Source organism: Flavobacterium aurantiibacter, from assembly GCF_002251775.1.
GTDB classification, from domain to species: domain Bacteria; phylum Bacteroidota; class Bacteroidia; order Flavobacteriales; family Flavobacteriaceae; genus Flavobacterium; species Flavobacterium aurantiibacter.
Genome location: NZ_NOXX01000209.1, coordinates 13,155 through 39,678 on the forward strand (window position 1 = coordinate 13,155; position 26,524 = coordinate 39,678).

The window sequence follows — 26,524 nt, forward strand, 5'->3', positions numbered from 1 at the left end:
AATAAAATCTTAAAGGTTTTTTATGCGAAGATCTCAACCAAGGATCACACAACTAATTTCAAGATCAACCGGATGCAAGCAAACAAAAAAGCCGCCTCAAATACTGAAGCGGCTTTTGTAGTTGCATATTACATAAGAAGTTAATTCTTTTTTAGAACTAATTTCTCGACTGCTGTTTTGTCTTGCGAATATATCTTGATAAGATAAACACCATCTGAAAGTCCGTTCAACGTTAAAGTTGTTTTGGTTGAAGAAGTAAGCTGCGTAAGGATTATTCTGCCAACATGGTCGAAAATTTCAATTTTATCAGCAATAACAGTTCCGGTGTCGACATTAAATTGGCCAGCAGTTGGATTCGGATACACTTTAAAACGATTGATAACCGCAGAGTCATCCAAACCTAGTGTACTCGCTTTTGCAAATTTATCGCGTGGCATGTCGTCTGGGTCGCAAGTGGTATTGGCGTGCAAATAATAGCGAACATTAACAACTGAGTTGCCGGTAGCGTAATTAAGTGGAGTTTGCCCGCTTGCCAGAACAATGGTTCCTGCTTGGTTGGTAATGGTAATGAAATCTGTTGCCACAGAACTTGTAAACTGATATTGTTTGTTGGCTCCTAAAGTTACATTTGAATATTGACCGGCATACGATTGGTAAGCAACAGGTTCAATTGCCCCCGAATTTTGAAGTACTATAGTATCTTCCGGATATAATCCGAAATACGCACTGTTACAAATTAACGAAGCAAGTGTCGTAAAGCTTCCGCCTAAAGACCAATCACTTTGGCTAGTTCCGCAAACCGACCTAACCCAATAATAATAGGTTGTCGAGGCATCTAAGAAACTGTAGTAATTCAAGATTGCGCTCATTGGAGAAGCTACGGGATTAGCGTTGAATTCTGGCCATGCGCTGCTGGTACTGATGTACACTTCGTAATTGGAAGGCGCAACATCTGGGGCAGTCCACGCTATGCGACACGAATTCGAGGTAATGTTAGAAACAACAGGTGTTCCTGGCATCCCACAATTGACAACTACTGGATTTGTACAGGAAATAAAACGTGTTCTTGACGTAGGTTGATTGCCACAATTTGCATTGGTATGAATGTAATAACGAATTATTCCAGTAAGGTTACCCGAACTCCAACTTACTGGTGTCTGTCCGCTGGCATAAACGATAGTTCCCGCAGTGTTTGTTATAGTTATGAAGTCGGTTGTAACAGAACTTGAAAAGGTATATTGCTTGTTGGCTGTAACATTTACATTAGTGTACTCGCCAGCCCAAGCGTTAGTAACAATTTGCTCATTAACTCCCGTACAAGCAGGCGTATACGTTTCGTTTGGAAATAAGCCGTATAGAGCTCCATTACAACTTAAAGCATTTAGTGTGGTTACACTTCCACCAGCTATCCAATTACTTTTATTGATATTGCAGTTTGAGCGTACCCAAAAGTAGTAAGTTGTAGCGGGCTGTGCGTTTTCGAAAGTTGTTAGTATATTATTCGTTGAAACTGTAGCGGTTGTTGTAGCCGTTGGTGCTGTGCTTGAAGCTGATACATAAACTTCGTAAATAGTTGGTTCATTCACAGGTGCAGTCCATTTGATTAGGAATGAATTTGATGTTATATTCTGGCCAATTACAGCTGACGGTGGTGGACAGGCTGTCGTTTGTGCGTCAATACACTTGATAGAACGAACTCTTGGTACAGTTTCGCTGCCGCAATTTTGAGAGTGCAAAAAGTATCTGATAACGCCAGAAGTGCTTCCTGAGTTCCAAATAACTGGTGTAGTTCCGCTCGCTAAAGCAACGGTTCCAGCTAGATTGGTTATGGTAATATAGTCGGTTGCAACGGAACTGCTGAAGGTGTATTGTTTATTGGCAACCACACTTACGTGCGTATACTCTCCTCCATAAGCATTTGTAACAATAGTTTCAAAATTGCCGGTACAGGCAGGTGTAAAAATTGCTTCGGGAAATAAACCGTTGCTAGCGCCGTTGCAGTTCAGTGCGGCATTTGTAGTAAAACTTCCACCCGAAACCCAAGCACTTTTTGAAGCCCCGCAATTTGATCGAATCCAGAAGTAGTAAATAGTTGATGCAGCTAAACCGCTCAAAACATCGATGCCCGCAATAGCGCTAGTTACATTAGGTGCCGTATTTGCTCCCGGTGCAGTACTGCTCGTTGCAATGTAAAGGTCGTAAGAAGCGGGTGCGGTGGTGGGTGCACTCCAATTTATTCTACTTGAATTGGATGTAATATTTGTAGCTGATAATCCGGTCGGTGCGCCGCAGTTTGCCACAATATTAGAACAAGTAATGTATCGTATTCGATTCGTGTTTTGGCTTTCGCAGTTAGAGTTTGTATGTAAGAAGTAACGAATTACGCCTGAAATGTTGCTTGGCGTCCAAGTTAAGGGCGTTGGACCACTCGTATAAATAACCGTTGCATTAGCATTGGTAATTGTTATGTAGTCTGTAGCTACAGAACTAGAGAAGATATATTGCTTGTCGGCTAAAATATTGACATTGGTATACTCGCCTGCCCACGCATTTGAAGCAATTAACTCGGCAGTACCGCTGCAGCCTGGCGTATATGTTGCCGCGGGAAACAAACCATAGTTTGCAGTTGTACATCCGGGAAGCGGTGCGGTGGTAAAACTACCTCCTGATACCCAAGTTATGGGCTCGCAGGCAGAAGCTACCCACCAATAGTACGTTGTGTTTGGTTGCAATTGGTCGATTCCTGCGCCAGTTTGCGAGGTACTGCTTTCTGTAGCGCCAGTTACATTGTTTGTTGTGCTGTAGCGATAAATGTACCCATTGGCAGGAGCCGGGTTTGCCGATGTCCATGCCAAATAAGCTGAAGATTGTCCAAACTGTGCCACGTTTAAACCAGTTGGCGCGGCGCATATCGGTCCATCCGTTTGGTTCATGCGCACTAATCCACCTTCTAAGGTTCCTACCCAGATTACATTAGAATCAATAACATTTATCGACGTAATACTGTTGTCTGGTAAAGCTGAATTTGATGTAGAATACGTAACGCAGTTCGTAAAGTTTTGAACGCCACCGGGTGCGTTTCCACAAATATCTAGCCCAAGCCAAACTTTATTAGTTTCATCAATGCCCAGTGCATTTACATTACAACTCGCCAAACAGGAGTTATTCGTCCAATAAATATTAGTGTAGTCGTTGTTTACAATAATTCCTAGACCATCGCCAGTACTTACATAAAGACCAGCAGTTGTAACTTTAAGAATTTTAGAAACGCCGTCGGTGATGCTTGTAAAGGTAGTGCCATTAAATCGTTGCAACATACCGTCGGTAGCAATCCAAACATTGTTGTTGGCATCGACTGCAATCGAAGTTACGTTGTTTGAAATCAATTGCGAATTCGACGTGTTGTAGGTTGTCCACGAAGTACCATTGAATCTACTTAGTCCCGACGCTGATCCCATCCAAAAGTTCCCGGAGCCGTCGGTTGCAATGCTCGTAGCCGAATTGTTAGGCATGTTCGGGTTATTGGTATTGTAATTTGTAAAGGTGGTTCCGTTGTAGCGAATTATGCCGTTTCCGTAGGTAGAAATCCAGATAGTGCTGCCAGCTACCGCTACGTCTTTCAACATGTCGGTTCCGATGCTAGAATTCGATGTATTGTAATTTGTAAACGAGTTGCCGATCATTCTTGAAAAGCCGTTATTGGTAGTAATCCAGAGGGTTCCAGAGGCAGATCTCTCAAAATCGTTTATATTGTTGGATGCGATACCCGAATTGTTGGTGTTGAAAGTGGTAAACGTGTACGTTTGTGCACATAAGGTTATCGAAATTAAAAGTAAAAGCGCGGAATAGAGTTTCTTCATGAATTGTATTTAGTTGATTAAGTTTTTAGATTTTGTATTCTGTAAGTTTTGAAATGACCTTGAGAATTTGCTGTAGTAGTTTTTGTTTTAAGAAAAAATGAAGTCAAAATACGTGTTCGTTTTGTTGGGATAAGATGTAAATGGAAGTCTGGTCGTTTTAATACTGATGGCTTTCTGGAAGTAAAACTACCATTGTGGCTTTAATCGCACAATTAAAGTATTGGAGATTTTATAAAAACCCTTACGGTTATAAAGGCTTAATCTTTTGGTTTACAGGTATTTTTCTTGCAGATGTTGGATATAGTAGTTCGGCGAAAGTCCGGTGTGCTTTTTAAACACTTTTACGAATGTGGTTGCGTCTTTATAGCCTACTTCTTCGGCGATAGCCTGTAAAGTGAAGTTCCGAAACTGAGGAGAATTACTCAGCTTTCGCAACACAAAGTTTATTCGAAGTTCTTGTGTGTAATCTGAAAATGATTTTCCTAAAACCTGATTCAAGTACTGTGATAAATACGCCGTGTTCGTATTTAACTTTTTTGCCACAAAGGCTAATTTGAATTCCGATTTGAGAAAAGTTTCACTACGCTCCAATTTTTCCAGTCCCGTCTTAATTTTGTCAATCAATTCATCATCCATCATTTTCGTTGACGAATCTTCGGTAATCGAAATTGTAGTTATCGGTTCAATTGGTTTTGGCTCCTTTAATCTTTGTATGATAGAGAGAAATCGCTTGTGCTTGTCTTTTTGTTTTTTTGAGTAGCGATAAAACATCCAAAATACGATCCCTAAAGCGAGAACCAGTCCGATCATTATTCCTACAAATGTAAATTGCCGGTTTAAAATCGAATCGGCTTCTTTTCTAATTGTGGAAACCGTATAGTTGTGTAGAAAGTCGACCGACTTACTTTTGATTCGATCTAATTCTTCAATAAGTGCCAGACTTTTCTGCGCATAGTTGTACGCTTGTTCGGTATTTTTCTTTTCGCTATAGCTTTTAGAAAGTAGGGAATAGGCTAGAAGCAGATTCTCTTTGGATACTTGCGTTTGCTGATAATTTCTGACGAACGCTTTGGCATAATAGATAGCCGAGTCGGGTTGTTTTAGATGGAAATAGCAATCGGCCATTCCCAAATCAAAAATTTGAACAGTGCGCAAATTCTTGTTGATTTCTGGATAAGCGTTTCTGCGTTGATAAAATCGCAGCGCAGTTTTGTAGTCACCTTTTAATGCTGCGCTCTTCGCTTGGTGCATATTTAGTAGAGCGCGGGTAAAATCGGCTTGCGAAGGTTCGTCAAGCATGATCTTGGCCGCTTTTTGGAAATACACATTAGCTGAATCTAGATGCTTGTTTTGCCGGTTGCCGACGTAATATTTTTGATAGGCTTCTCCAATTTCGTTGTAGCGATCTGCAACAAGCTTATTGTGCATTTCCTTTCGTTCAGCTACGCCTAAGTCGAGGTTTTTAAATGCGCGCAAATCGTTCTTCAATAAAACAATTCCTTCTTCATATTCGCCCATGGCAATCTTTAAAATTCCAAGTTGCTGCTCGTAGCGGTCGTTCGGAATTTTATCCTTGTAAGTCGTCATTAAAACCAAAGCCTGATTGTATGCGCCGACATTTTTATAGAGATAAAACAATTTGTTGACGCACATTCCCATCAAGTCTTGGTAATTTTTCTGCTTACTTAACGATGGGTTACGGTCGATTTCTTCTAAAAGCGCAGTTAGTATTTTTTTCGATTCATCGTAATTCGATTTTACGTAGTAGTAATTTGCGGTGTAGTATTGGCCGCAATAACGCGCAAACGGACTTGCAGACTGCGACAGCTTCTTGGCTTCTTCTTTAGCTTTCTCGGGCGCTGTAACGAGCAGTTCCTGAATGCGACGCGTTTGTTTATTTTCTTCTTCGGTTAGTTCTTGGGCGTTGCCGAGTAAAGTGCTGCTGCAAATAAATAAGATCAAGAATGCTCTGTGCAGGCTGCAGACAAAGCTTGTTGAAGGAAGAAAATTAATTAAAGAAAACAATTGTGATGTATAAGAATTCAAGGCTGCTTGTTTCGAGGGTAAATTTCAACAGTTGCGCCGAAACACACAAGCATAAAAAAAGGACAAAGAGTTAAAACTTCTTTGTCCTTTGTGGTGGGCGATGAGGGGTTCGAACCCCCGACCCCCTCGGTGTAAACGAGGTGCTCTGAACCAGCTGAGCTAATCGCCCTTATTTTGCAGCTGCGCCGTAACGCTTTTGCGAGTGCAAATATAGGCTAAGATTTTAATCCTGCAAATAAAAATCACGTATTTCTATAAAATTTCGGCAACCACGAAGGTACTGCCACCAATAAAAATCAAATCGGCCGGGCTACTTTGTTGTTTTGCAGCCGCATAAGCTTCAGGAACCGAATTGTAAATTTTTCCAATTAAATCGAAGCTTGCTGCTGTTTTTTGTAAATCTGCCGCAGCTAATCCGCGTGGAATATCTGGTTTTGCGAAATAGTAGGTTGCCGATTTTGGAAAAAAGGGTAAAATCGAAGGTAAATCTTTATCGGTTACTACGCCAAGCACTATATGAAGTTGGTCGTAGGTTTGTTGCAGAACTTGCTTTAAAGTGCGTTGTAATCCGTCGGAGTTGTGAGCCGTATCGGCTATGGTGAGCGGATTTTGCGCGAGAATTTGCCAACGTCCTTGAAATCCCGTGATTTCTTGAACGCGTGCAAATGCAGTTGTGATTTCCTGCTCTTTCAGTTCGAAATTCTCGATTCGAGCCACTTCTTTACAGATTGCTAATGCCAAGGCCGCATTTTCAGGTTGGTAATTTCCTTGCAGCTGTAGTTTGTATTTCGAAACTGTATCGGTATGCACGTAATGAATTTCTGCTTGACGGTCTGCAGCAATTTTCTCAAATGCTCCAGCAGTCTCTATTTGCTTTCTTCCAACGAATAAAGGCGTGTTGTTTTTGATGATTCCCGCCTTTTCGATGGCAATTTTTTCAAGTGTATCGCCTAGAAACTGCGTATGATCGAAACTGATGTTTGTAATGGCAGTAACCAGTGGTGAGATGATATTGGTGGCATCTAATCGGCCGCCCATACCCACTTCAATTACGGCATAATCTACGTTTTGTTTAGCGAAGTAATCAAAGGCTAAGCCTACGGTCATTTCGAAAAAGCTTAATTGTTGCTCTTGCATGAACGCTTTGTTTTCTGAAACAAACGCCACAACGTCGTCTTCAGAAATCATTTCACCGTTAATGCGAATACGTTCGCGGTAATCTTTTAAGTGTGGTGAGGTGTAAAGTCCTACTTTAAATCCGTGTTGTTGCAAGATGGCAGCCGTCATGTTCGAGGTACTGCCTTTGCCGTTGGTTCCGGCAATGTGAATGCATTTAAGTTTTTTTTCGGGATGATTTAAGTGTTTTGCAAACGCCAAAATATTATCGAGATTGGCTTTGTACGCGGCTGCACCAATGCGTTGAAACATGGGCAGTTGTGAAAACAGCCACTGTACCGCTTCCGAATAGGTCACTTAGTTGAGTTTGAAATTGTAAACTATTTTTCCGACTTGCTTTCCGGGTGCATCGTCTTTTGCATCGAAGCGTGCATTTTTAGCTGCGGCTTTTGCTTGGTCGAGTAAGCATTTTGCTACATTGGTACTGCCGCGAATTCCCGCAACAACACCAATTACTTTACCTGAATTGTCGACGGTTATTTCACAAACTACTGTTCCTTCTTCGTTACAGGTATATTCCGGATTTGGAATTGAAAGTGCTTTACGACCGGCGAGTGTGTAATTTCCAACACCGCTTCCACGGCCATTTCCGGAACCTGATCCGTAGCCGGAACCGCTACCAATACCTTGTCCGCTACCGTTTCCACCGCCAGATCCGGTTCCCGAACCGCCGCCGCCGTAGTAGCCTGAGGCATTCGGATCGCCGTTTTGTTTTCCTTTGTTTCCGCCTTGCTTGTCGTTCCCGTCTCCGCTTTTTCCTTTGCCGCCGAGTAAACTTGCCATTGCGTCGTTAGCAGCTTGGTTGGGTTTTGGTTTTACAGGTTCAACAACTTTTTCTTTGGGCTTTTCCTTTTCTTTCTCTTTGGGTTTGGCAGTTGAAGTTACCGCCGGAACATCGGCAGCATCGTCTTCGGTGGCAATAATTTCTTCTTCTTGTACCTCGTTGGCTTTGGGTTGAGGCGCTGCCGCGGACAGATCAACGGCATCGTAATTGTCGCCGCGTCCGAATTCACTATCGCCGAAGTTAACGGCCACGTCGCCGCCACCGCCACCGCCTTCAAATTCGAGTAGGTTGGTGGTGTTGCTGAATTTAAAGAAATACAAACCGAGCAAAAGCAACGCAAAAAGCACTGTTGTTGCGATAAAGGATTCTTTATTGTGATTGTATTCGTTGGTGGTCATGCCCGAAGCGTTTTATGGATAACGAAAATACCAAAAATAAATTGTAAAATTCATTTTGGTAACGATTGCCGCAGCCCGGATAGAGGCGATATCCTTTTTGAGGCGCGCAGCAGAGCAAAAAGATAAAGCCGAAAGCCGGAAATGCTGCCCAAAAAACTTAAATCAATTGTCTTAAAGCAATTTCAAACGCTGTAGCACTAACGCCTGTTTTTCCGGAATTTTCTGCTTTTATGTTGGCTATTGCCGTTTTGATGATGCTCGACGTGTCGTTAAAAATGGCGGTATCGCTCATGGCAACGCGACGCTCCATGAAGTAGGCGAAAACGCGCGCCATACCGCAGTTGCTGATGAAATCGGGGATAAGTGAAATGCGGCTGTCGACGTTTTCCATGATGGGGCCGAAGAAAATTTCTTTATCGGCAAACGGCACATTGGCACCACAAGAAACCACTTCTAGGCCACTGGTAATAAGTTGGTCGATTTGCTCCTGAGTTATTAGTCGTGATGCGGCACAAGGTGCGAAAATTTCGGCGCCAACTGTCCAAATTTTTGTATTGATTTCTTCGAACGTCAGCATATTATCTGCCACAAGCTGATTGCCGTTCTTATTGAGAAAAAACTGAGTTATTTCTTCGAAAGTGAAGCCGTTTTCGTTGATTACGCCTCCGTTGCGATCGATAATTCCAACAACAGAAGCGCCCATTTGCGCAAGATAGAAGGCCGCTGCCGAACCCACATTTCCGAAACCTTGAACGATGGCGCGCTTCTTGGCAACCGATTCTCCCGAAAGTTCGTAAAAATGTTTCACTGCTTGCGCTACTCCGTAGCCTGTAATCATATCGGCCACAGTATATTTTCGGTAGATATCGGGAGTAAACTGCGCGTCTTCGATAACTTTAACGACACCTTGGCGCAATTGCCCGATGCGGTTAATTTTATCGGCTTCGGTAGGTTTGAAATGGCCGTTAAAAACACCTTCTTGTGGATGCCAGACACCGCAATCTTCGGTCATGGGTATCACTTCGTGAATTTCGTCAACGTTGAGGTCGCCCCCAGTACCGTAATAGCTTTTGAGCAGCGGCGCCACAGCTTTGTACCAGCGCTGTAGCACACCTTGTTTGCGTGGATCGGCTGGATCGAAGTTGATACCCGATTTGGCGCCACCGATCGCTGGGCCAGAGACCGAGAATTTAACTTCCATGGTTTTAGCAAGCGAGAGTACTTCGTTCATATCGAGCCCTTTTCGCATTCTGGTTCCCCCGCCGGCAGCACCGCCACGAAGCGAGTTTATAACGGTCCACCCTTCGGCTTCGGTTTCAGGATCTTTCCAATGGAATACAATTTCAGGTTCTTTGTTTTCGAATTTTTTGAGTAGCTCTTTCATGCGATTTTTTGTAAGAAACGCCCGTTACGAAATCGTTTTTTTGGGCGTGTAAAAGTACATTTTCTAGTTAAATGAAGGTAGGGGTGAAAGTGAAAACTTTTTCCGATGGTATTTCATCCATTCTTTAACCATAATTTCAAATAGCACTTACCATTTTCTACACCAACTCACGTATCTTTACCAGTAAATATTTTTGATTATGAAACGTACCGCAAAAGCCCACTGGACTGGCGATTTAAAAACGGGAGCTGGAACGCTCTCCACTCCAAGCACAATTTTAGACAACACGCAATATTCTTTTAAGACGCGATTTGAATCGGGTGCCGGAACAAATCCTGAAGAATTACTTGCAGCAGCGCATGCAGGTTGTTTTACGATGGCCGTTGGAGCAATCCTAACAGCAAAAGGAATTGTTGCTGAAAGTTTAGATACCGAAGCGATTTTAGATCTCGATATGCAAAAACTTGAAGTTACTGCCATTCATTTGGTAATTTCTGGAAAGGTGCCGGGCATTACTGCCGAAGAATTTGAAGCCGTTGTCAAAGATGCCGAAAAGAATTGCATAATCTCAAAAGCACTTCAGGTGCCTATTAGTTCGGAGGCTACGTTTTTGTAGGAAGTAACTTTTGCAATACAGTATCACTTTTTATAGCGTAGCACTGCTTGTAATCTTTTTTCTGATTACGGTTTTAGCTACGCTTTTGTTTGTAAAGTCGAAAAATCGACCCGACGATTCCGGTCGACTACTTTCGGCTTTTCTCGTTTTAGGATGTTTGTACTTTGCCCCATGGATGTTGGGATACGCGGGTTGGTACATCTTTGAGCCGTATCGAACATTCATGTTTTACGTGCCGTTTCAACATCTATATGCATTAGGACCTTTGGTTTTATTATATGTGCAGAAACAGTTTCCAACGCCTCATTTACCCAAGTTTTCGAAGCTACACTTTTTGCCTGCCGTTTTGTACGCGCTTTTTACATTGTGGATGTTTATCTCAGACGTCGTGTTGCGAAACGAACCTAAGTTTTATGGCGATGGCTGGGATCGAGAACTCGATTCGTGGTATCAGATCAGTGGTTTTGTTTCCATCTGTATTTATTTAATATGCAGCATAAGACATGTTTTCAAATTCAAAAATTCAGTCGAGAATGTCGTTTCGTTTGTTGAAGAGCTACGCATCAAATGGATTACTCAATTCTTGTTAATTTTAACGATCATTCAAGTTTGCAAACTGTTCTATCTCATTTTTTTTCCAGACTACACGTTTTACTTCATTCACGGATACTACTATCTTGTATTTGCGGTTTTACTGTTACTCATTGCCGTGAAAGCATATTTGTTTCGAAATCAAGTTTTATTACCCGGTATTCAAGCGATTAGAGACGAAACTGTTCGTACGGAAACGATTGAAAATACAACACTCGTAAGCCAGCAGCAGTTTGAAGCATTCGACAGCTTAGTGAATCAACATTTAATGTTTTTAGACGAACGAGCCACTTTACCCATTTTGGCGCAAAAACTGCAAACCAATAGCACCTATTTATCGGCGGCTATTAATCAGCACAGTGGTTATAATTTTAACGATTACATCAATGCGAAACGAATCACACATTTTAAAACGCACGTTTCACAAGGAAAATCAACCGAACTCACTTTTTTGGGTTTAGCGTTAGAATGTGGTTTCAGTTCCAAATCTACTTTCAATCGCGTTTTTAAAAAGCATACAGGTCTTACGCCAAGTCAATTTGTAGCGCAAACAATCTCAAAAAGTAGTGCCAAATCATAAATTGAAGCGCTCGACACCTTATAAACCGTCAGTTTTGCTCAAAAATATTTTTATGTCACGTTTCGTTTTAAAAATCATCCTTTTGTCGTTGGCAGTTATTTGTTTTGATCAAAGTACGGCACAATCCAAGAAAATCAAAGAAGTTGAATCGAGTTTAATTCCCTACGTTCCGATAGAAGATTTCCCGAAATGGAATCTACACGAGCGCATGGACTTTCACAAAATTCCAGGAGCATCGATAGCTGTTATCGACAATTACAAGGTGGTTTGGAGCAAATCGTATGGATATGCCGACACGCTCTCAAAGCGTAAAGTTAACGAACGAACGATATTTTCAGCCGGTTCGGTTTCTAAGATGATTTTAGGAATTGTAATCATGAATTTAGTCGAGGAAGGCAAACTAGATTTAGACACACCTGTAAATTCGTACTTAAAGTCGTGGCAGTTGAAAAGCAGTAGCGAAATGGCGAATCCGAGTGCCACTTTACGGATGCTCCTCAGCCACAGTTCCGGTACTTCACAGTCGTCGTACTTCGGATTTACCGATGGTCGCAGCACCTATCCCAGTCTCGTTGAAATCTTATCAGGTGCACCAGGTACGGGCTGTAATCCGGTGGTGCAGAATTCGGAAGTAGGTAAATTTCGCTACAGCGGAGGCGGTTATTTGGTTGCACAATTAGTTGCCATGGAAGTAAGCGGAAAATCATTTGAAGTCCTGGCAAATCAATACGTTTTCAATAAATTACACTTACAACGAACAAATTTCCAGCAGCCGTTAAACAATCAGTTATCGAATAATATTGCTGTTGGATATTCTGCTGCGCCGTGGTTTGTTGCCGAACAATATGTGTATCCGCAATTAGCTGCGGCTGGATTGAATACCACAGCAACCGATTTAGCCACTATTTTGGCAGAAATGATGAAAGCGGAAAAGGACGAATCTCAGATTTTGAGCCGCCGGTCGTTCGAAACAATGACGCAGCCTGTTGCCGAGGTGAGTTCGGGAACCTATCTCGAGCAAACGGGAACGGGTTTATTTTTACTGCGCCGCACCGACAGTCGGCAACAGTACTTTGAACATCAAGGTGTAAATGCTGGTTATGTTACTTACGCCTTTGGAAGTTTGAAATTGGGAAAAGGTGTGGTGATTATGATCAATAGTGGCGACGATTTCAATGGCTTTGCAGCAGAAGTGCGTCGCGCGGTGGCAAAGGCCTACCAATGGTCGGACTTTCTTCCTGAACCCATTAAAATGATTCGCAAATCTACGTCCGAACTGCAACGCTATGTTGGTCGCTATCGTAAAGGCGATAATGAGGTAATTTACCTGACAGCATCCGATGGTTTTTTAATGGAGCGGATTAATTCAGGAAAAGAAATTCCGGTGGTATTTACTGCTGACAATGAAATCGTGTTTTCAGATTACAACATAAAAGGTCAGTTTCAAATTTCGAATACTAAAAATGTTACGGGTTTGAAATACGATTGGGAGCAATCGTACATGCCACGAATGCTTGATAATGAATTCACACTAAACGAATTAATTGAACAACAGCAGTTTGAAGCAGCAGAAGTCGAATTTCTAAAGAAAAACTTCTCGGAGAACGATTTCAATTACTTCATTTACAATTATTTGTCGGCACATCCAAAAAGCTATACCACTTGCGTTGCCGTGGCCGAAATCGGTTTGCGAAAGTTACCTAACTCGGCCGTATTGCACATTCGAAAAGCAGAATCGCTTTTCAAACTAAAGCAAGTCGAAAAAGCTGTTTCTGAACTCCAAACCATCCCACCCAGCGATTTCCTCTACGAAGAAGCGCAAGGATTAATTAAAAAATTCCAGAAGTAATTTGCTATAAGAGCTGACTGTTATAAACCACACCACTCGAATGATCGTGCCGCGCGCCCGTTACCGACGCCAACACATTTACCTCGTTTCGCAATCGTAAAACGCCCAAAAAACCAAAAATAAGCGCTTCTTTAAAAGCTACCGTCAAATCGTCGGGAACCGTGAGTTCATGTTCGGGTAGTTTTTCGCGTAGCCTACTAATTAGAAATTCGTGATGTGCTCCACCGCCCGTTATCAAAACACTTCGTCCATCAAAACGTTTGATGTGCAACGAAATCTGATCGCTAATGTGTTCCACGAAAGTGCGCAAAACATCGGGAATTGCCAGCGAATACGAAGTCAATATCGGCATGATTTCCCGATTAACAAACTCAATTCCGAGCGATTTCGGGTGCGCCGTTTCGTAAAACGACAGTGCGTTTAGATCTGCAAGCAACTGCTCGTTCACAATACCCGTTGCGGCAACTGCACCACCTGCGTCGTATTCCAAGCCAAGCTTTTGCGCAAAATAGTTCAGAACGGTATTTACCGGGCAAATATCGAAGGCGATTCGTTGCGCGTGGGTATTTGTTGATACATTGGCAAATCCGCCGAGATTCAAGCAAAAATCGTAGTTTGAAAACAACAGCTCGTCGCCAATCGGAACCAAAGGTGCGCCTTGTCCGCCTAAAGCTACGTCGCCCACACGAAAATCACACACAATCGGAAACGGCAATAATTCGGCCAGTTGAGGTAAATTTCCAATTTGCAGCGTGTAACCTAAATGCGGCTGGTGCTTTATGGTATGGCCGTGACTGCAAATGGCGTCGGGTTTAAGTTGGTGTTTCTCGATAAATGCCAGTGCTAAATGGGCTAATAAAAGCGTATAACGCTCGTTTAGCGAAGCGAGTTCAGATTCAGCTAAATTAATGCCTTCCGACAGTTCTTTTACCCAATCAGAGCTGTACGAAATAGTTTCGGCAACTTGAATGTTGTAGCTCCAAACGGAATATTCCTGCGTGAACTGAACAAAGGCTAAATCGAGTCCGTCGAGCGAAGTTCCCGACATCAAACCCAAAATCGAATACGTTGATTTTTGCATGGAACAAAATTAGCGACTGTTCAATAAAAAATTTTGTGTTAATTACCTACATTTGGGCGCACGAAAACGTTTTCTTAAGACCAAAAGTATAAAACCTATGAATTTTCAATTATCTGAAGAACATTTAATGATTCAAAAAGCTGCGCGCGACTTTGCGCAGACCGAACTTTTACCAGGAGTTATCGAACGCGACGAAAAGCAAGAGTTTCCCTACGAGCAAATAAAAAAAATGGGCGAACTCGGTTTTATGGGTATGATGGTCGATCCGAAATACGGAGGCAGCGGCTTAGATACCATTTCATATGTTTTGGCGATGGAAGAAATTTCCAAGATCGACGCTTCGGCTTCGGTGGTTATGTCGGTGAACAACTCACTTGTTTGCTGGGGCTTGCAGGAGTTTGGAACGGAAGAGCAAAAGCAAGAATGGTTGCCGCGATTAGCCTCAGGCGAGATTCACGGCGCATTTTGTTTGTCGGAACCAGAAGCAGGTAGCGATGCCACTTCCCAAAAAACCACAGCCATCGATATGGGCGATCACTATTTGGTTAACGGAACTAAAAACTGGATCACCAACGGAAATACCGCTTCTTTTTACATCGTGATTGCACAAACCGATGTCGAGAAAAAGCACAAAGGAATCAATGCTTTGATTATGACCAAAGACATGCCTGGTTTCGAGGTTGGTTTAAAAGAGCAAAAGTTGGGTATTCGCGGCTCTGATACACATTCGTTGATGTTTACCGATGTGAAAGTTCCTAAGGCAAATCGTATTGGCGAAGAAGGTTTCGGCTTTAAATTCGCTATGAAAACTTTGGCCGGTGGACGCATTGGTATTGCTGCTCAGGCTTTGGGAATTGCTTCGGGTGCTTACGAATTAGCATTGGCGTACAGCAAACACCGCAAGGCTTTTGGAAAGGAAATTTCACAGCATCAAGCCATTGCATTTAAATTGGCAGATATGTATGTGAATATCGAGGCAGCCAGACATTTGTGTTTAAAAGCGGCGTACGATAAAGATATGCACGAAAATTACGACATCAGCGGCGCTATGGCCAAACTTTTCGCATCGCAAGTAGCCATGGATACTACGATCGAGGCCGTTCAAGTACACGGCGGAAACGGTTATGTGAAAGAGTACCACGTAGAACGACTCATGCGCGACGCCAAGATTACGCAGATTTACGAAGGCACTTCCGAGATCCAAAAAATTGTGATTTCACGCGCTATTCTCACTCAGTAATTGTGAAAAACTAGTGCGCTAAGTTGTAAATGTTGATTTGTAAAAAATAAGCTCGATTTTTAAAACAAACACCTGACTTTTATGAAGTGGAGTTTAGTTCTTTTTTTCATGGGTTATTCGCTGCTTTCTTTAGGACAAAGCAGTGCTGAAGCTTACTTGAAGCGGTATTCGTTATCGAAAGATTCGATCGCAGAACTCACCTTCAAATCCAAGGAGCAGTTTCAGGCATTTATCAAAGAGTTTGAAGAAAAAGAAGGATTTGAACTTCCTAAGTTTTTGATTTACGACAACACAGGAAAACTGCTAAAACACAGATTAGATGTTTTACAAAGCGCTTGTGGTAAAGGCGATGTGAGCCGACTCAAGAAAAGCTACCACAAAAGCCTTCCCAATTTAGACGAATTGAATGTTTATTTCAACGAAACAATTGCAAAGCCCAGCGAGTCTGCGTATGTGGTAATTTTTGTGTGGCACGAAGCCGCCGACAAGTACAACAAACATACATTTGACACGTATAAAGTGTGGAAAAACGATAACGATTTAACGATGTACTTCCTAAATTTACAAACAGAAAAGTAGGAGGTTTAAAAGTCGCGCAAACTGTACACACCAACTTCAAAAGAAGCTACTTCGCCCACAAGCGATGGCTTTTTTTGAAGTTTTTTTATGCAGCTAATCCCGTTTTCCGCTGTAGTCCTCAAAAAATACGCTGTTTTCACGCGCACTGCGGCGGGCTTCTGGCGTCGCCACCACAGTTGCGGTTCAAACAAGCGTCTTTTTTTCCGGGCTGCCGCTGCAACCGGGGCTGGGAAATACGTTACTAACGTTTAGTGGAAAAATTGTAAATTCGTGAAATATAAAAGGCGAAACAAAAGTCATATTTACTAGCTTCAGGATGCGTATAAATTTGTTGTTGCAATACGTTGTTAAACAATAATTTATGATTTTTTTAGAAAAATGNAGCGTCTTTTTTTCCGGGCTGCCGCTGCAACCGGGGCTGGGAAATACGTTACTAACGTTTAGTGGAAAAATTGTAAATTCGTGAAATATAAAAGGCGAAACAAAAGTCATATTTACTAGCTTCAGGATGCGTATAAATTTGTTGTTGCAATACGTTGTTAAACAATAATTTATGATTTTTTTAGAAAAATGGAACGTGTAAGGGAACTTCGCCAATTATTAATTTAGCATTTATTATGAAAGATAATATTGTCATTTTATTTTCTGTATTGCTTACAGTTAGTTTTGGGTTTTCGCAAATCCCTATTGAAGAGTATCGTAGGGAAATTGAACAGTTAAAAACAGATGATATTGTAAATGAATATTGGAATAACTTATATAAAATTGATCAACAAATTCTGGTCAATACAACTGACTTAAAAATTGCTGACAGTATTTCGATATCGAATATGATTAAAGCAGCTTTAATTTTTGATATCCACGGAACTAAAGGATACAATTCGAGAGGTATTAGTGGTTTTTTACCAATATTAAATTTTTCTCATAACCATATTGGACAAAGCCAAATAGCGTATTGGCCAATAATTGAAAAGTGTGCAAAAATTGGAGGAGCTATCGAAAATTTTGGAGGAAATTATCCTGCCTATCAACTCGAATGTTTATCGCTAACTTTTTACAATTACTCATTATTCAACCAGCAAGAGAAATATCCAATTCTAGTTGATAAATTAAGCGAAATAGAAACTGTAAATATTGTTGACGAACTTCTAAAATCTTTCCAATACCAAAATGAATTGCGTAAACTGAGTGAAGTTGGAGTCCTCAATAGCTGGTATTTACAGTCGTTCAAGGACCATACTGATGAAGGTGAATTTTCGTTCGTAAAAATGTCAGATGATAATTTATATTTAAAAATAAGCGGAAGAATTCAAAAGCTTGAATTGATTCAAACATATAATAAATCTAAAATTTACCGATTAGAAACCGAACCTTTTGGCTGGAGTTATATATATGGCAATGATGGGAGTTTAACTTTAATTGACGAAAACGCAAACGAATTGATTAAATACACTCTGGTGAAATAACAAATGTTAAGCATCGAAACTCTTCCACAACTCCTCGCTCTCCGAAGTCTCCCGACTTCGGAGTATTCTTTCAAAACTAAAAAACAAGCTAGATAAGTCCTTCCGTTGTCGTGCTATCGTGTTAATAATAAGTCAGCTAGTTTTGGGATAAACTTTTTTAAGCATACTTAAAAGTCGGGCGACTTCGCAAAGCGCTAAAATTCTATCTGCAGAATTGTGTTGTTTTAGTTCAAAACCGCAGCAAAAGCCAATTCATTTGAAGACGCAAATAAGATAGATTTGATTTGTGAACGGTTAGAAATAGAGGAGGCCGTCAATTAGGGCTTTTCGCTCAAAATTTGCTCGATAGAATGATAAATATCTAGTATGGTTTCCTTATTTGTGTTTTCATTGTGATACAATAAGGATGAGTATATTTTTACAGAGCCTGCAATATTTTCACTAACAATTACATTATCGACTTTAGTTACAATGTCTGTTAATTCACTTTCGGCATACCAAATATTAAATTTTCTGAATCTTACTTCGGCTCTCTGATCACCATCATCACAAATGTAAAGAATGGTATTTCTTTCGTTATCAAAGAAAGTTGATAAAAGCGCACAAATTGTCGCTGATACATTGCGATCAAGCGGTTCCTTGGCGTCAGTAGTTTTTTCAATAATTAATTGATAAATATGATCAATCTCAATATTGGAAACCGCAGAGAATGTATAATCTAAAATAAAAGCAACCTTATATTCGATACCATTAACTGTGGTAAAAATATAAGATTGTGCTATTTCGTTAAAATGATAATTATACGGGCTTGGCAAACTTAATCCCTTTTCGAGTCAAAGTTTCAATAGATGTTTGGCCTTTCAAAAACGAACGTACAGCAGACTTATCAGCAACCATTTTAGCTACCGAAGAAATCACAACTTCTCTGTTTACTACGATCTTTTTCATTTTCGTGTCATCAAAACATTACAAAGATAAAAAATATAGTATAAGTTGTAAAAAAACAAAAATTGCCACTTCCTGCACTAGGTTTAACCGTTGCACAACCCCACTAAAAATCACTCCATCAATATCACTTCAAAAAACAACTTATTTTAAAGATCCAATCTGCAGAATTATTTTGTTTTAGTTCAATAACCGCAGCAAAAGCCAAGTTATTTTAAAACGTAAATAAGATAGATTTGATTTAAGAACGGTTCGAATTAGGGGAGGCTGACACAGCGCGCCAAAAAAACAATAAACCTACTTAATTGTACACACCAAGAAACATTTTTCTATTTTTTGTATATTTGAACATAACCAAGACAGAGATACAGTCTGAAATCCAAAAAGTCCTAGACAGCGTACCAGAAACTGTCTTAAAAGACGTTTTAGACTTTTTAAAAGAGCTGAAAGAACAACCAGCAGATAAAACTCGGCTGGCAATGAACCTACGTCAAATTCTTGCAAACGACAAAGATTTACTTGAAAAGTTGGCTCAATGATTGATCTACAAGATGTTCTCAACATTCATAATATTTTGATCGACAAATTTGGCGGAAGCAAGGGTCTGCGAGACAAAGGCTTGCTCGAGTAGGCTATTAATCGACCTTTTGCTACTTTCGATAAACAGAATCTTTATCCAAATCCCGAAGATAATGCGGCAGCAATTTTAGAAAGTTAATTGATTAATCATCCATTTCTTGACGGAAATAAAGGAACAGCGTATGTGCTTATGCGTCTGATACTTCTCGACTATGGACTAGATTTTCTTACCAATCAAGATGATAAGTACAAAATGGTTATATCTGCAAGTATCGGGGAAATGAAGTTTGAAGCTATTAAAAACTGGATTCAAGCGCGACTCAAAAACAAATACGACGAGTAACACAGGCTACGCCTCTTATAGAAGCGCAACAGTAAAAATACATGTAAGTTCCAAATCGTCTCCCCGTGCACTGTCCCAGCGTCAGGCGTTGCAGCTGAAATCTTGCATTTTGACATAACCTGTATTTTAGTAACAAAAAAGCCCAACGCAATTAACGTCGGGCCTGTATTTTTTTTAAAACTCGGTTATGGACAAACCTGAACGCTGAAGGTTCCATTAATCTCGTTTTCTGCAGCATTAAAGCCGCTACCTTTTAGCTTCCCAGTGATTGTCGTTGTCGAAATCGCGGTAATTTCAATTTCTGCATCAGTTGCTCCTTCAAAATCTCCAGAATTAGGATCCTTAAACTGAATGCGCGCTCCACCCGCAAAATCGTATGTGCCAACTGCGGCTGGAACAATAATCCACAACGGACCTAAATTTTCAGTTTCATTACAATTGATCGCAGTTTCCGTGAGGTAAATGTAAAAAACTTCGACGTTATTGCTGGTAAGACTTCTCGCTTTTCCGCCTGCCATGGTAAACGGATTGCTGTATACGACACCAGAAACCGGAGTTGTCGCAAATCCGCCTTGATTATTGTTAGTGTCTTCCTCAGATGAACTACAAGACAAAAGCAACGAAGTCGCAATAAAGATCGAACACAATAGTTTTTTCATCAAATTTTGATTTTAGTTAAAAGTGCATAAATGTAAAGTTTTAAATAGAAGTATTTATTATTTGTGTGAAAGTTTGTTGTGAAAATGAAAAAGAGTTAAGAACGTTCTACAAACTCGCAATCATTGAGTTGTTTTAGGAATAAGCATTTTTATCAGCATATCTGCTACAATTAAGGAGATGTCATCTCCCTTTTAATCCAATTCAAAGATGTTTTTCAGGCGTTTTGATTACTACCAAATGATTCCTATACACAGTTTCCGCAAGAAAGGGTGCAGCGGAAATCTTGTTTTTTGTCCCATGGCGCCTGCCGCATCTTCCCTCCCCTGTGGCGCCGGCACGACCAAATGAAAATAAATGTTGCAAAATTGACATTTTAGTACCGCTGCCAATGCACATTCGGCAGTATCTTAGTTTTTTGTTACTAAAAATCAATGTATGTCAAATAAATGGCTGTTCGGGCTCTTGTTGCTAAGCTCCGGGCACTTTGCACAAAATATTCAACATTTCGGTCGCTGCAATCCGAAATCGGCAACACAATTCGAACTCGTAGGCGCCGCATCGGGCGTAGCGTTTGCAACTACTGCAACCGAAGTGACGTTCAACTTACAAGCTGTCGACTCGTGGGCACACCGCGATTATGCCGTGCTCGTTGTCGACGGCGCTTACTTAGGTCGCTATCCCGTAGAACCCGGAAAACCAAGTCCAATTACGCTCGATTTGAACCCCGGTTCTACGCATGTCGTGGAAGTCTATAAAGCCACCGAAGCCTCGATCGGACAACTCATCTTCGACGGATCGCCACTTACCCAACTGCAACCAATACCCGCCACTAATCGAAAACGCATCGAGTTTATTGGCGATTCCATCACCTGCGGCATGGGTAACGATTTGGCTATTCCGTGTCATACCGATCAATGGTTCGACCAGCACAACGCCTATTACGCCTACGGACCCATAACAGCACGTGCACTGAAAACCGATTTTCTGCTCAGTTCCGTCTCCGGATTCGGAATTTACCGCAACTGGAACGACGAAAACGAAGCCGAACCCACGCTGCCACAAGTGTACGACAACTTGTATCTCAACAACGCTAAAAAAATAGCGTATCAAGCCACGCAAATTCCGGATATTATCAGTATTTGCTTGGGTACAAACGACTTTTCCGATGGCGATGGCAAGAAAAAGCGCTTGCCGTTTAACGATGCTAAATTCATTTCCAACTACACGCAATTCGTAGAAAAATTACACGGAAAGTATCCAAATGCCAAGATTTTATTGCTCGACAGTCCGATGCTTAACGGTGAGAAAAAAGCCCGATTACAGTCGTGTTTGCGCAGTATTCAAGCCGATTTAAAAAGTAAGAACATCAACGTTCAACTGTTTTCGTTCAAAGAAATGAAACCGCGCGGCTGCGATTATCATCCCGATATGATGGATCATCAAATTTTGTCCGACGAGTTAGCGCCAACCTTAAAAGCTTTATTGAATGAGAATTAGTTTGGGAATTTTACTCTTGCTGCTACAAAATATGTATGCTAATCCGCGTTTGCCCGAAATTTTCTCCGACGGTATGGTTGTACAACGCAACAGCAATCTTAAAATTTGGGGATGGGGAACGCCTAAAGAACCGATAAAAGTGACGGTTTCGTGGTCGGATGCCACCGCAGAAACCGTGGTGAATTCATATGCTTACTGGGAAGTTAGTATTCCTGTTCCCGATAAGCGCGGTTCGCAAACCATAAATATTAAAGGCTATTCGGAACGTATTTTAAAAGACGTGTTGTTGGGCGAAGTTTGGCTTTGCAGCGGCCAATCGAATATGGAAATGACTTTTGATTGGGGCGAAATGCACAGCAGCGAAGTTGCAAACGACAAGAACAACGACATTCGGTTTTTTACGGTCGATAAAGTTGCCGCCGACGTTCCGCAACAGCAAATTCCTGCCAAATGGGAGTCTATTTCTCCCGAGACCATTCGAAGTAAAAGTGCTACGGCTTACTTCTTTGCAAAACGCTTGCAAGCACAGCTAGGCAACGTGCCGGTTGGTGTTATTGTAAGTGCGTGGGGCGGAACACCTTTAGAGGTTTGGGTGCCAAAACCAGCGGTCGATAAAAGTGACGTTTTGCGCAATTCAGCTGCTAATTTAAAACCATCGGATTATTGTCCGCATCAGGCTTCGGTCGTATACAATGCCATGATTCATCCCATTGTTGGTTTTCCAATTGCCGGAGTTCTCTGGTATCAAGGAGAAAGCAACGTGGGTAATGATACGTACGCCGCCATGCTACAAGCGTTTTTCGATTCGTGGCGTCAAGCTTGGAAATTAGATTTTCAGGTCTATGTTGTACAACTTGCACCCTACAACTACGACGGCGATGTGCAGTACGGCACCGCCTTACGCGAGCAACAACGCTTATTTTGTGAGCAGTATGCGGGCGCACATTTGGCCGTTATTTCAGATGCCGGTGATGCAGCTGATATTCATCCGCGCGATAAGAAAACAGTGGGCGAGCGTTTAGCAACATTAGCTTTAGTACATCACTATAAAAGTTTAGATAAGTCGTTCAACAATCCAATTATTAAAAACGTACGTTGGGAAAAGAAAGGAATTGTTTTGGAGTTCGACTCGATTTTCAATTTCGTACAAAAAACCGGAACTGCCGTTTTTGAAGTGGCCGATGCGGCGGGAAATTTTGTAAAAGCACCTGTCAAAGTTTCAAAAAACACCTTGGTCATTTCCTGCAAGTTTGCACCTACAGCTCTACGTTACGGCTGGCAAGACGAGGCCTCTGCCACTATTTTTACTTCGCAAGGAATGCCTTTATCCGGATTTTCACTTAAAAAATCATGAAAAAAATTACTGTAGCTCTCGCATTATTATTCTCGGTTTTATCACTAGCACAAAAAATGACTGCAAAACAGCCTGAAAACATTAAAAAGCGCGTTGCCGAATTGTTGGCAAAAATGACTTTGGAGGAAAAAATTGGTCAGATGAACCAATACAACGGATTTTGGGAAGTTACCGGACCCGCACCCAAGGACGGAAACGCTGCAACCAAATACGAACATTTGAAGAAAGGTTGGGTTGGATCGATGCTTACTGTTCGGGGTGTCGATCAGGTACGTGCCGTGCAGAAAATTGCTGTGGAGGAAACCCGATTGGGAATTCCGCTCATTATTGGTTTTGACGTCATTCACGGATATAAAACGCTGAGTCCGATTCCGCTGGCTGAAGCTGCGAGTTGGGATTTAGACGCCATTAAAAAATCAGCACAAGTGGCTGCTGCTGAGGCATCGGCTTCGGGAATTAACTGGACGTTTGGTCCGAACGTTGATATAACCCGCGATGCTCGTTGGGGAAGAATTATGGAAGGTGCCGGAGAAGATCCGTATCTGGGGAGTTTAATCGCCAAAGCACGTGTGACAGGATTTCAGGGCGATACGGCAGCCGATTTAAGTAAGCCAAACACGATTGCAGCTTGCGCCAAGCACTTTGCTGCCTACGGATTTGTAGAATCGGGCAAAGAATACAATTCGGTTGAAATGGGTAACAATACCTTATTTAACATGGTTTTACCGCCGTTTAAAGCGGCTAAAGATGCCGGTGTGCGCACATTTATGAATGCCTTTAACTTATTGAATGGTATTCCGGCGACAGGTAACGAAATGCTGCAACGCGATATTCTAAAAGGTTCGTGGGCTTTCGACGGTTTTGTAATTACCGATTGGGCTTCGATTCGAGAAATGGTTGTTCATGGGTACGCTGAGAATGGTACCGATGCCGCGGAAAAAGCTGTGAAAGCAGGAGCCGATATGGACATGGAATCGTATTTATATGTAGCGGAATTGGCGAATTTAGTGCGTTCTGGTAAAGTTTCGGAAGCTCTAATCGACGATGCTGTTTCGCGCATACTAACCGTAAAATTCGAATTGGGTTTATTCGACGATCCGTATCGTTATTGCGATAAGAAACGCGAGCAGGCTGTTATAGGAAGCGCCGAAAACCATGCTGCGGTTTTGGATATGGCTCGCAAATCGATTGTGTTGCTAAAGAACGAGAATCAACTTTTACCGTTGAAGAAAAACAATCAGAAAATTGCACTCATTGGAGCTTTAGCTGCCGATAAAACGAGTCCGTTGGGTAGTTGGCGCATTGCTGCCGACGACAACACAGCCGTTTCGGTTTTGGAAGGTATGCAGAAGTATGTAGGTTCGAATTTGATATACGAAAAAGGGCCTGATTACTTTCTGGGAAAACCTGCTTTTACAGAGGAAGTTCAGATAAATTACAGCGATAAAACGGGTATGGATCGTGCCTTGGAAGTTGCGGCAAAAGCCGATGTGGTGGTGCTTGTTATGGGCGAACACGGCTTTATGAGTGGCGAAGCACGTACACGTACCGAAATTGGTTTACCCGGATTTCAACAAGAATTTTTGGAAGCGGTATATCGGGTCAATAAAAATGTGGTTTTGGTTTTGAATAACGGCCGACCTCTAGCCTTGCCTTGGGCTGCCGAGCACATTCCGAGTATCGTGGAAGCTTGGCATTTGGGAACTCAAGCCGGAAATGCTGTTGCTGAGGTTCTTTTTGGCGATTACAATCCGTCGGGAAAACTTCCGGTTAGCTTTCCGCGAAACGTGGGGCAGTGCCCGATTTACTACAACCATCACAATACGGGTCGGCCAACTAATGTCGACAACAACGTGTTCTGGTCGCATTTTATTGATGTCGATAAAACACCGCAATGGCCGTTTGGTTTTGGGTTAAGCTATACAACATTTTCGTATCAGAATTTGAAGTTAGATAAATCGACGTATCAACGAAACGATCGCATCGAAGTTAGCGTAGATGTTACCAATACAGGAGCATCAGATGGCATTGAAGTTGTGCAATTGTATTTGCGCGATGTTACTGCAAGTGTGGTGCGACCGGTAAAAGAACTAAAAGGATTTGAACGCGTTTCGCTGAAGAAAGGCGAGACAAAAACCATACGTTTTAAATTGGGCAAAGAAGAGTTAGGTTTCTTTGATAACGAAGGCTTTTTTCAAGTAGAGTCGGGTGTGTTTCAGGTGTTTGTTGGCGGCAGTTCGCAAACGGTTTTAGAAGCCCGTTTCGAGCTAAAGTAATTGGCGATGCAATACAACAGAACAGGACGAAGCGGATTATTATTGCCGCAAATTTCTTTGGGTTTGTGGCACAATTTCGGTTCGGTTGATGATTTTGCTACGGCAGAAGGAATTGTGAAAACGGCTTTCAACAAAGGCATTACCCATTTTGATTTAGCGAATAATTACGGGCCGCTTCCCGGTTCGGCCGAGACGAATTTTGGGAAGATACTTCAACGAAATTTCTCTGGAAATCGGCGCGACGAGCTGGTGATTTCTACAAAAGCTGGGTACAAGATGTGGGAAGGACCTTACGGCGATTGGGGTTCGCGTAAATACTTGATAGCAAGTTTAAACCAGAGTTTACAGCGAATGGGATTGGAATATGTGGATATTTTTTATTCGCACCGGTTCGATCCGAATACGCCTTTGGAAGAAACAATGCAGGCCCTCGATTTTGCGGTTCGCAGCGGGAAAGCACTCTATGCGGGTATTTCGAATTACGATCCGGAGCAAACGCGTCGTGCGGTTTCTATTTTAAACGATTTGGGAACGCCTTGTTTGATTCATCAGGTTAAGTATTCGCTATTTGTTCGCGAGCCTGAAAACGGCTTGCTCGATGTTTTGGATGAGGCAGGCGTTGGCTGTATTGCGTTTTCGCCGCTGGCGCAAGGTTTACTTTCGGATAAGTATTTGAACGGAATTCCGGAACATTCGCGTGCGGCCAAAGAAAGTGGTCATTTACAACCGGAAGAAATAACGATGGATAAGCTCGCAAAGATTAGGGCCTTGGGTGCTGTGGCGAAAGGGCGCAATCAGTCGTTGGCGCAATTGGCAATTGCGTGGTTGTTGAAAGATACGCGGGTAACTTCGGTTTTGGTTGGTGCGAGTTCGGAGGCACAGTTGTTAGCTAATTTACAGGCGTTAGATAATACCTTGTTTACCGCCGATGAATTAGCGGAAATAGAACACATTTTAAGATAAAATACACGTTTTCGGTTACGATTTTTCGGTAACGGCTGCCGCGGCCGCGATTGCAGTGGAAATAGCGCCGAAGTGGCGGCGTGTGCGGGCGTTTTTGGCGCAGCGACCAACGGAAGCTGTGCGAAAAGCTGCCCAAACCACCGCAACTAGGCGGTATTGCAACGAAAAGCGCGAAATGCCGCCATAAAAAAAGCGACGATTCAGGGAAATCATCGCTTTTAAACACATTAGTTGGGTAGTATGGATAGGTTTTAAGT

At 42.0% G+C, this 26,524-nt stretch carries 22 protein-coding genes and 1 tRNA gene; 12 read left to right on the top strand and 11 right to left on the bottom strand.

Features of this window, described 5'->3' with window-relative positions; translation table 11 throughout:
* Positions 1-140: 140 nt before the first annotated feature.
* From CHX27_RS11160 to CHX27_RS11185, 6 genes are all read right to left on the bottom strand, one after another.
* The gene (locus CHX27_RS11160; RefSeq protein ID WP_094486863.1) at positions 141-3,860 is read right to left on the bottom strand and encodes a fibronectin type III domain-containing protein; all 3,720 of its coding nucleotides are present in this window, start codon (positions 3,858-3,860) and stop codon (positions 141-143) included.
* 270 nt (positions 3,861-4,130) lie between these two features.
* A complete protein-coding gene (locus CHX27_RS11165) occupies positions 4,131-5,822 on the bottom strand; it encodes a helix-turn-helix domain-containing protein (protein ID WP_094486864.1) in 1,692 nt (563 codons plus the stop codon).
* 175 nt (positions 5,823-5,997) lie between these two features.
* A tRNA-Val gene (locus CHX27_RS11170) sits at positions 5,998-6,075 on the bottom strand.
* Positions 6,076-6,158: 83 nt separating this feature from the next.
* Complete coding sequence (locus tag CHX27_RS11175; RefSeq protein ID WP_094486865.1) at positions 6,159-7,379, bottom strand: bifunctional folylpolyglutamate synthase/dihydrofolate synthase; 1,221 nt, start codon at positions 7,377-7,379, stop codon at positions 6,159-6,161.
* On the bottom strand, positions 7,380-8,264 hold the full coding sequence (locus CHX27_RS11180; protein WP_094486866.1) for an energy transducer TonB family protein: 885 nt from the start codon (positions 8,262-8,264) through the stop codon (positions 7,380-7,382).
* Positions 8,265-8,421: 157 nt separating this feature from the next.
* Positions 8,422-9,648: a Glu/Leu/Phe/Val dehydrogenase dimerization domain-containing protein gene (locus CHX27_RS11185; RefSeq protein WP_094486867.1), complete on the bottom strand. Its 1,227-nt coding sequence runs from the start codon at positions 9,646-9,648 to the stop codon at positions 8,422-8,424.
* A 199-nt stretch (positions 9,649-9,847) separates the two neighbouring features.
* Between CHX27_RS11185 and CHX27_RS11190 the strand changes: the two genes are divergently transcribed.
* The 3 genes from CHX27_RS11190 to CHX27_RS11200 are packed head-to-tail and all read left to right on the top strand — an operon-like array spanning position 9,848 to position 13,284.
* On the top strand, positions 9,848-10,264 hold the full coding sequence (locus CHX27_RS11190) for an OsmC family peroxiredoxin (RefSeq protein ID WP_094486868.1): 417 nt from the start codon (positions 9,848-9,850) through the stop codon (positions 10,262-10,264).
* 10 nt (positions 10,265-10,274) lie between these two features.
* Positions 10,275-11,435 (top strand): helix-turn-helix domain-containing protein, encoded by a 1,161-nt coding sequence (locus CHX27_RS11195; RefSeq protein WP_094486869.1) that lies wholly within the window; start codon positions 10,275-10,277, stop codon positions 11,433-11,435.
* Positions 11,436-11,487: 52 nt separating this feature from the next.
* Complete coding sequence (locus CHX27_RS11200; RefSeq protein WP_094486870.1) at positions 11,488-13,284, top strand: serine hydrolase domain-containing protein; 1,797 nt, start codon at positions 11,488-11,490, stop codon at positions 13,282-13,284.
* 4 nt (positions 13,285-13,288) lie between these two features.
* Here CHX27_RS11200 and CHX27_RS11205 read toward each other — a convergent pair whose 3' ends face one another.
* Positions 13,289-14,365: an anhydro-N-acetylmuramic acid kinase gene (locus CHX27_RS11205; RefSeq protein ID WP_094486871.1), complete on the bottom strand. Its 1,077-nt coding sequence runs from the start codon at positions 14,363-14,365 to the stop codon at positions 13,289-13,291.
* 97 nt (positions 14,366-14,462) lie between these two features.
* Between CHX27_RS11205 and CHX27_RS11210 the strand changes: the two genes are divergently transcribed.
* From CHX27_RS11210 to CHX27_RS11230, 3 genes are all read left to right on the top strand, one after another.
* Positions 14,463-15,605, top strand: coding sequence for an acyl-CoA dehydrogenase family protein (locus tag CHX27_RS11210; RefSeq protein WP_094486890.1), 1,143 nt, complete (start codon positions 14,463-14,465; stop codon positions 15,603-15,605).
* Positions 15,606-15,686: 81 nt separating this feature from the next.
* Positions 15,687-16,184 carry a hypothetical protein gene (locus tag CHX27_RS11215; protein ID WP_094486872.1) on the top strand — a complete coding sequence of 166 codons (498 nt, stop codon included), beginning with the start codon at positions 15,687-15,689 and terminating at the stop codon, positions 16,182-16,184.
* Positions 16,185-16,801: 617 nt separating this feature from the next.
* Entirely contained in the window at positions 16,802-17,650 is an 849-nt protein-coding gene (locus CHX27_RS11230) for a hypothetical protein (protein ID WP_094486875.1), read from the top strand.
* Positions 17,651-17,967: 317 nt separating this feature from the next.
* On the opposite strand, the gene CHX27_RS11235 is transcribed toward CHX27_RS11230, so the two are convergent.
* Positions 17,968-18,465, bottom strand: a complete 498-nt coding sequence (locus tag CHX27_RS11235) for a DUF6169 family protein (protein WP_094486876.1) — start codon at positions 18,463-18,465, stop codon at positions 17,968-17,970.
* Positions 18,449-18,598 carry a hypothetical protein gene (locus CHX27_RS15565; protein WP_165764503.1) on the bottom strand — a complete coding sequence of 50 codons (150 nt, stop codon included), beginning with the start codon at positions 18,596-18,598 and terminating at the stop codon, positions 18,449-18,451. The genes CHX27_RS11235 and CHX27_RS15565 overlap by 17 nt, the downstream gene beginning before the upstream one ends.
* A 302-nt stretch (positions 18,599-18,900) precedes the next feature.
* Between CHX27_RS15565 and CHX27_RS11240 the strand changes: the two genes are divergently transcribed.
* Positions 18,901-19,134: a hypothetical protein gene (locus tag CHX27_RS11240; RefSeq protein ID WP_133063464.1), complete on the top strand. Its 234-nt coding sequence runs from the start codon at positions 18,901-18,903 to the stop codon at positions 19,132-19,134.
* 179 nt (positions 19,135-19,313) lie between these two features.
* A complete protein-coding gene (locus tag CHX27_RS11245; protein WP_094486878.1) occupies positions 19,314-19,517 on the top strand; it encodes a hypothetical protein in 204 nt (67 codons plus the stop codon).
* Positions 19,518-19,702: 185 nt separating this feature from the next.
* Here CHX27_RS11245 and CHX27_RS15570 read toward each other — a convergent pair whose 3' ends face one another.
* A complete protein-coding gene (locus tag CHX27_RS15570) occupies positions 19,703-20,176 on the bottom strand; it encodes a hypothetical protein (RefSeq protein WP_094486879.1) in 474 nt (157 codons plus the stop codon).
* A 436-nt stretch (positions 20,177-20,612) separates the two neighbouring features.
* On the opposite strand from CHX27_RS15570, the gene CHX27_RS11255 reads away from it, so the two are divergent.
* The 4 genes from CHX27_RS11255 to CHX27_RS11270 are packed head-to-tail and all read left to right on the top strand — an operon-like array spanning position 20,613 to position 26,267.
* Entirely contained in the window at positions 20,613-21,674 is a 1,062-nt protein-coding gene (locus CHX27_RS11255) for an SGNH/GDSL hydrolase family protein (RefSeq protein ID WP_094486880.1), read from the top strand.
* Complete coding sequence (locus CHX27_RS11260) at positions 21,664-23,028, top strand: sialate O-acetylesterase (RefSeq protein ID WP_094486881.1); 1,365 nt, start codon at positions 21,664-21,666, stop codon at positions 23,026-23,028. The genes CHX27_RS11255 and CHX27_RS11260 overlap by 11 nt, the downstream gene beginning before the upstream one ends.
* Positions 23,025-25,304 (top strand): beta-glucosidase BglX, encoded by a 2,280-nt coding sequence (gene bglX, locus CHX27_RS11265; RefSeq protein ID WP_094486882.1) that lies wholly within the window; start codon positions 23,025-23,027, stop codon positions 25,302-25,304. The genes CHX27_RS11260 and bglX overlap by 4 nt, the downstream gene beginning before the upstream one ends.
* A 6-nt stretch (positions 25,305-25,310) precedes the next feature.
* Positions 25,311-26,267, top strand: a complete 957-nt coding sequence (locus CHX27_RS11270; protein ID WP_094486883.1) for an aldo/keto reductase — start codon at positions 25,311-25,313, stop codon at positions 26,265-26,267.
* A 15-nt stretch (positions 26,268-26,282) separates the two neighbouring features.
* On the opposite strand, the gene CHX27_RS11275 is transcribed toward CHX27_RS11270, so the two are convergent.
* Positions 26,283-26,495, bottom strand: a complete 213-nt coding sequence (locus tag CHX27_RS11275; protein ID WP_094486884.1) for a hypothetical protein — start codon at positions 26,493-26,495, stop codon at positions 26,283-26,285.
* Positions 26,496-26,524 lie beyond the last annotated feature (29 nt).

Excerpts from the sequence above, each read along its gene's own strand:
- CHX27_RS11190 (WP_094486868.1), top strand. The coding sequence starts at position 9,848 with ATGAAACGTACCGCAAAAGCCCACTGGACTGGCGATTTAAAAACGGGA.
- CHX27_RS11215 (WP_094486872.1), top strand. The coding sequence starts at position 15,687 with ATGAAGTGGAGTTTAGTTCTTTTTTTCATGGGTTATTCGCTGCTTTCT.
- CHX27_RS15570 (WP_094486879.1), bottom strand. The coding sequence starts at position 20,176 with ATGAAAAAACTATTGTGTTCGATCTTTATTGCGACTTCGTTGCTTTTG.
- CHX27_RS11200 (WP_094486870.1), top strand. The coding sequence starts at position 11,488 with ATGTCACGTTTCGTTTTAAAAATCATCCTTTTGTCGTTGGCAGTTATT.
- CHX27_RS11180 (WP_094486866.1), bottom strand. The coding sequence starts at position 8,264 with ATGACCACCAACGAATACAATCACAATAAAGAATCCTTTATCGCAACA.
- CHX27_RS11160 (WP_094486863.1), bottom strand. The coding sequence starts at position 3,860 with ATGAAGAAACTCTATTCCGCGCTTTTACTTTTAATTTCGATAACCTTA.
- bglX (WP_094486882.1), top strand. The coding sequence starts at position 23,025 with ATGAAAAAAATTACTGTAGCTCTCGCATTATTATTCTCGGTTTTATCA.
- CHX27_RS11230 (WP_094486875.1), top strand. The coding sequence starts at position 16,802 with ATGAAAGATAATATTGTCATTTTATTTTCTGTATTGCTTACAGTTAGT.
- CHX27_RS11210 (WP_094486890.1), top strand. The coding sequence starts at position 14,463 with ATGAATTTTCAATTATCTGAAGAACATTTAATGATTCAAAAAGCTGCG.
- CHX27_RS11185 (WP_094486867.1), bottom strand. The coding sequence starts at position 9,648 with ATGAAAGAGCTACTCAAAAAATTCGAAAACAAAGAACCTGAAATTGTA.
- CHX27_RS11260 (WP_094486881.1), top strand. The coding sequence starts at position 21,664 with ATGAGAATTAGTTTGGGAATTTTACTCTTGCTGCTACAAAATATGTAT.
- CHX27_RS11205 (WP_094486871.1), bottom strand. The coding sequence starts at position 14,365 with ATGCAAAAATCAACGTATTCGATTTTGGGTTTGATGTCGGGAACTTCG.
- CHX27_RS15565 (WP_165764503.1), bottom strand. The coding sequence starts at position 18,598 with ATGAAAAAGATCGTAGTAAACAGAGAAGTTGTGATTTCTTCGGTAGCT.
- CHX27_RS11270 (WP_094486883.1), top strand. The coding sequence starts at position 25,311 with ATGCAATACAACAGAACAGGACGAAGCGGATTATTATTGCCGCAAATT.
- CHX27_RS11275 (WP_094486884.1), bottom strand. The coding sequence starts at position 26,495 with ATGTGTTTAAAAGCGATGATTTCCCTGAATCGTCGCTTTTTTTATGGC.
- CHX27_RS11255 (WP_094486880.1), top strand. The coding sequence starts at position 20,613 with ATGTCAAATAAATGGCTGTTCGGGCTCTTGTTGCTAAGCTCCGGGCAC.